The 4,506-nt window shown below is 70.3% G+C and carries 3 protein-coding genes; all 3 read left to right on the forward strand.

The window, feature by feature from the left end; translation table 11 throughout:
- Nucleotides 1–1,163: chromosomal replication initiator protein DnaA (dnaA, locus tag AC2W7A_RS09810; protein ID WP_485991197.1), on the forward strand; the 1,163-nt coding region annotated here is incomplete at its 5' end.
- A 756-nt stretch (nucleotides 1,164–1,919) separates the two neighbouring features.
- Nucleotides 1,920–3,035, forward strand: a complete 1,116-nt coding sequence (gene dnaN / locus AC2W7A_RS09815; RefSeq protein ID WP_485991198.1) for a DNA polymerase III subunit beta — start codon at nucleotides 1,920–1,922, stop codon at nucleotides 3,033–3,035.
- 22 nt (nucleotides 3,036–3,057) lie between these two features.
- Nucleotides 3,058–4,368, forward strand: a complete 1,311-nt coding sequence (gene recF / locus AC2W7A_RS09820) for a DNA replication/repair protein RecF (protein WP_485991199.1) — start codon at nucleotides 3,058–3,060, stop codon at nucleotides 4,366–4,368.
- Nucleotides 4,369–4,506: the final 138 nt, after the last annotated feature.

Here is a 4,506-nt window from a genome sequence, read left to right on the forward strand (position 1 = left end):
CGGCGCTCCGAGGCCGCCGGCCGTCGTCGTCCGCCGAGCACCACGGGGAACGCCCGGGGGACCGCGGCGAGGGGATGTCGCCCGCCGGAGCACCGACCCCGGGCCCGCCGTCCACGTCCTCGGAGACCAGCCGCCTCAACGAGCGGTACCACTTCGACTCGTTCGTGATCGGCTCGTCCAACCGCTTCGCCCACGCCGCGGCCAACGCGGTGGCCGAGGCGCCGGCAAAGGCGTACAACCCGCTGTTCATCTACGGCGAGTCCGGTCTGGGCAAGACCCACCTGCTGCACGCGATCGGCCACTACGCCCGCCGCCTCTACCCGGGCCTGCGGGTGCGGTACGTGAACTCGGAAGAGTTCACCAACGACTTCATCAACTCCATCCGCCACGACGAGGGCGCTTCGTTCAAGCAGGTCTACCGCAACGTGGACATCCTGCTGATCGACGACATCCAGTTCCTGGCGGACAAGGAGGCGACGGTCGAGGAGTTCTTCCACACCTTCAACACGCTCTACAACAACAACAAGCAGGTCGTGATCACCTCCGACCTGCCGCCGAAGCAGCTCTCCGGCTTCGAGGAGCGGCTGCGTTCCCGGTTCGAGTGGGGTCTGATCACGGACATCCAGCCGCCGGACCTCGAGACCCGCATCGCCATCCTCCGCAAGAAGGCGGAGGCCGAGGGGCTGTTCGCCCCGCCGGAGGTGCTCGAGTACATCGCCTCCCGGATCTCCACGAACATCCGCGAGCTCGAGGGAGCGCTGATCCGCGTCACCGCGTTCGCGTCCCTGAACCGCCAGGACGTGGACATCCAGCTGGCCGAGCACGTGCTCAAGGACCTCATCACGGACGACGACGTCCACGAGATCACGCCGGAGCTGATCCTGCATGCGACCGGTGAGTACTTCAACCTCACGATGGAGGAGCTGACCAGCAAGTCCCGCACGCGCACGCTGGTCACCGCCCGCCAGATCGCGATGTACCTGCTGCGTGAGCTGACCGAGATGTCCCTGCCGAAGATCGGCCAGGCCCTCGGCGGCCGCGACCACACCACCGTGATCCATGCGGACCGCAAGATCCGCGAGCTCATGGCCGAGCGGCGCACCATCTACAACCAGGTCACCGAGCTGACCAACGAGATCAAGCGCAAGCAGCGCGGCCACTGAAACCCTGAACCGGTGCTCAAGGGATCGTCCACATTGTCCACTCCTGTGGACAACCCTGTGGAGAGGGCGTCCTGCTGTGGACAACCGGGAGGCCTCGGCAGCGGCCCGCGCAGGCCGCTGAGACGATGATCCGCAGGGTGGGGACGGACCGTTGCCCACCTGCGTGTAATCACACGGCTGTCATTCGGATCTCCACACTCGTCCACACGTTTCCACAGGCCTGCCGACGTAGGAACCGCAGAATCATGCGAATGCAGATCACACCTGTGGAGAAGAATGTGGACAGAGTCGGGACGAAGCACAGCGGCCTCTGGACAAGTCCGGGCGAGGCTGTGCAGAACAGGCGAAGGGCCGTCGTCGGGAATCCACGGGCCGCCCACACCCCCATCGGAGCGGATCCACCGCCGGACCCACAGGAGGATCGGCCCGGGTGCTGCCCTGGGAGCGGTTCTCCACAGAATCCACACGTGCTGACACCCCTACTCATCTCTTGGGAGATCTCCTCGTCGAGGAACATCTGGGCCCCGGCGCACCGACCGGACACCACATGTGGGCCACCTCCCCGCACAGGGCCCTGGCTGACCTGACAGCGAGCACGCCCACCGCCTATGCTGATCAACGCGTCTTCCCACCCGCGCGCCGTTGACCGGTATGCGCACCTGTCGGACGTAGAATCCCGGTCCGCACCGGCTCCAGGGATTCGCCCATGTGTGTACACCGGCCTGACCGAGAGGCCAGAGAGGCAGTGCAGAGCTCGTGAAGTTCACCGTCGAACGCGACATCCTCACGGATGCCGTCTCCTGGACAGCCCGCTCCCTCTCGCCGCGCCCGCCGGTTCCCGTGCTCTCGGGCCTGCTCATCACGGCCGAGGCCGGACTCGTCTCCATCGCGAGCTTCGACTACGAGACCTCCGCACGCCTGGACATCGAGGCGGACATCGAGGCCGAGGGCCAGGTCCTGGTCTCCGGCCGCCTGCTCAACGACATCGTCCGCTCACTGCCGGCCGCGCCGGTGACGCTCGAGCTGGACGGCGGCAAGGTGCTCGTCACCTGCAAGTCCTCCCGCTTCTCCCTGGCCACCATGCCGGTCGGCGAGTACCCGGCCCTGCCCGAGCTGCCGGAGGTCGCCGGCACCGTGGACGGCGCCGCCTTCGCCCACGCCGTGCACCAGGTGACCGTGGCCGCCTCGAAGGACGACACCCTCCCGATCCTCACCGCCGTGAAGGTGGAAATCGAGGGGGACAAGATGACCTTCCTGGCCACGGACCGCTACCGCCTGGCCATGAAGGAGATCACCTGGACCCCGGCCCACCCCTCGGTGTCCACCTCCCTGCTGGTCAAGGCCCGCACCCTCACCGAGGTCGCCAAGTCGCTCGGCGGCGCCGGCAGCCTGGAGCTGCGGTTCGCCGAGGGCGTGGACCTGGTCGGCTTCGCCTCCGCCGGCCGCCGCACCACCTCCGTGCTCGTGGACGGCGAGTATCCCAAGATCCGCTCCCTGTTCCCGGAGACCAGCCCCATCCACGCCACCGTGGACACCGCCTCCCTGGTCGAGGCCTCCCGCCGCGTGGCCCTGGTGGCCGAGCGCAACTCCGCGCTGCGCATGGTCTTCACCGCCGGCTCCGTGACCCTGGACGCCGGCACCGGTGACGACGCCTCCGCGAACGAGGAGCTGCCCTGCACCCTGGACGGGGACGAGATCACGGTCGCCTTCAACCCGTCCTACCTCTCCGAGGGCCTGGCCGTGGTGGACCAGCCGCAGGTGAAGTTCTCCTTCACCACCGCCCCGAAGCCCGCGTTGCTCACCGGCGTGGCCGAGAAGGACGACGTCGTCTCCGACTACCGGTACCTCGTGATGCCGGTCCGCCTCACCTGAGACGGGCCGGGCACCTGCGCACGTGTACCTGTCCCAGCTGACGGTCGCGGACTTCCGCTCCTACCGGTCCGCTCACCTGAGCCTGACTCCGGGCGCCACGGTGCTGGTCGGCGCCAACGGGGTGGGCAAGACGAACCTCGTGGAGGCCGTCGGCTACCTGGGCACCCACTCCTCGCACCGCGTCGGCCAGGACGCGCCGCTGGTCCGCTTCGGCCAGGACCGCGCCCTGATCGGCGCCCGCATCCACCGCGGCTCCCGCGCCGTGGCACTGCAGCTGGAGATCCTGCCGGGTCGGTCCAACCGGGTGACGATCAACCGCGGCGCCCCCGTCCGTGCCCGTGAGGGCCTGGGCATCCTGCGCACCGTGGTCTTCGCCCCCGAGGACCTCGCGCTCGTCACCCAAGACCCGGGCGGCCGCCGCCGCTTCCTGGACCAGCTCATGGTGCAGCTGCGCCCGGCCCTCGGCGAGGCCGCCGCAGACTACGAGCGGGTGCTGCGCCAGCGCAACGCCCTGCTGAAGACGGCCAGGCAGCAGCGCCGCTGGGGCCCGGAGGAGGACGCCACCCTGGCGGTCTGGGACGAGCACCTCTCGGTGGCCGGGGCCCGCCTGCTCAACGGCCGCCTGAACGTGCTGCAGCTGCTCGCCGCTCCGCTGGCCAAGATGTACGGGGCCCTGACCAACGGTTCGAAGCCGGCCACCTTCGCCTACGAGTCCACCGTCCCGGGCGTCTCCGGCACCCACCAGCAGGTGCCGTCCGTCCAGGAGATCGCCGCCGCCATGCGGCAGGCCCTCGAGGACGCCCACGAGCAGGAGCGCGCCCGCGCCCTCACCCTGGTCGGCCCGCACCGGGACGAGCTCGCGCTCTTCCTCGGCCCCGCCCCGGCCCGCGGCTTCGCCTCCCACGGCGAGACCTGGTCCCTCGCCCTCGCCCTGCGCCTGGCCAGCTACGACGTGCTCGTCGCCGACGACCCCGACCCCGACGCCCGGCCCGTGCTCATCCTCGACGACGTGTTCGCCGAGCTCGACGCCGCCCGTCGCGGCCGCCTCGCGGGCCTGGTCTCCCGGGCCGAGCAGGTGCTGCTCACCGCCGCGGCTGTCGAAGACATCCCGGAGGAGCTGCACGCCGCGCGCGTGCTCGTCCGCCAGGACGCGGACGGCTCGGAGACGGCCGCCGAGGCCGAGGACCGTCCGCTGCCGGTGGAGGGGGACATCCGCCGTCCGCGCACCGACCAGGGTGTTCCCGACGACGGCCGCTCGCCCTCCGCGGCAGGCGTCACCGCCGAGGACGAGGACGGCGGGGACGACAGGGATGGGGACGTCGCCAATGGCTGACGGGCCCGCCGAGACCTCCACGGGAGTCCCCGGCCAGGACGAGGACCGCCCGGACCTCGCGATGATCCAGCTGCGCCGGGTGCGGGACGCCGCGATGGAGCGCGGCGAGGCCCGCCTCACCGGTCGCCCCGGCCGCGG

This window comes from Micrococcus sp. LASM2_SD2 (assembly GCF_057364565.1).